Consider the following 1,211-nt stretch of genomic DNA (forward strand, 5'->3'; position numbering starts at 1 on the left):
ACACCGGAAACACCTGAAACACCGGAAACACCGGAAACACCTGAAGAACCTGAAATACCAGAGAAACCAGGTACACCAGAAAATCCTGAAAAGCCAGATACACCGGAAGAACCTGAATTACCAGAGGAGCCAAGCGAAACAGGCATCTCAGTTCAACATGATAAAACAAACAGAGTTGGGAAGCCAAATGGTGCTAATGTCGAGGCACAGGTTGTTAAATCAGCCCTTTTACCTGAAACAGGTGAAGAAGATTCTAATTTAAACTTTGCATTAGCAACAATCTCAGCCTTAGCAGGATTAGGTTTTGTTGTTAAGTTTAAGAAAGAGGAAGAATTAGTCTAAAGTATCATACTACCGTGAGTGAATAATTAGAGGCTCTTTGTTAAATAGGGTTGAGAAAACATTTTAGGAACTAAGCTACTTTTTGTAGCTTAGTTCTTTTTGTTTCAATAGAATATACAGTAGAATATATTGCTATAACGTATAGAAGCATTATCTATCGCCTCACGATTGTGAAGCGTCTTTTTGGTTGGAGGAAGTGAGTGTTCTTAAATGTCGATGCAATCAATCATTCTGAAATCTATATTTCTGTTATTTAATTATTGTACCAATGTGCACCGGTCATGTTCAGGATAAAGAGGATAGTTCTGAAGGGGTAACTGAAGAAGAAAAATCTAAGACAGAAACTAAGACTGAACAAAGCCAAGGCAATCTACAGCAGATTTTCTGTTTATGGCACTCCATAAGATGAAAACTAGGCACACTTTCTGTTTATGCGACTCCACAAACAGAAAACTCCAACCCACTTTCTGTTTATGAGCATCCACATCTCCTAAATCACTAACAGTCTCAGTCAAGCCCAATATAAAGCTTAGTAAACTACCTTCAAATCGCCCATCTTCTCTGTTGTAAAACGCTTCAATTATATTTATAATTGATGAATTGCAATAATTATTGCGACAAAAAGTGATTCTAACTGAACGAGTTCGTGCATGAGTACTTCAAAAGGTGTTTTAAAATCTAAGCATTTTCTAGGTCGATTGTTTATCAACCATAGCGTATTGAAAAGTTCGTGCTCCGTAATTTTAGCTAGATCTGTGCGTTTAGGAAAAAATCCTCTGAGTAATCCATTGGAATTCTCGTTAGTCCCTCTCTGCCAGGCACTGTAAGCATCCGCAAAGTAAAAAGCGATGTTTTGTTGTTCGATGTCT

General features: G+C 37.6%; 2 protein-coding genes. One reads left to right on the forward strand and one right to left on the reverse strand.

The window, feature by feature from the left end:
- The coding region (locus BLR79_RS09145; RefSeq protein ID WP_200778892.1) for an LPXTG cell wall anchor domain-containing protein at positions 1 to 342 on the forward strand (342 nt) is incomplete at its 5' end.
- Between the two features lie 586 nt (positions 343 to 928).
- Here the strand turns inward: BLR79_RS09145 and BLR79_RS08770 are convergent.
- A partial coding sequence (locus BLR79_RS08770; protein ID WP_143338851.1) for an IS30 family transposase occupies positions 929 to 1,211 on the reverse strand: 283 nt, incomplete at its 5' end.

It is taken from the genome of Dolosicoccus paucivorans (genome assembly GCF_900100125.1).
Lineage (GTDB): Bacteria > Bacillota > Bacilli > Lactobacillales > Aerococcaceae > Dolosicoccus > Dolosicoccus paucivorans.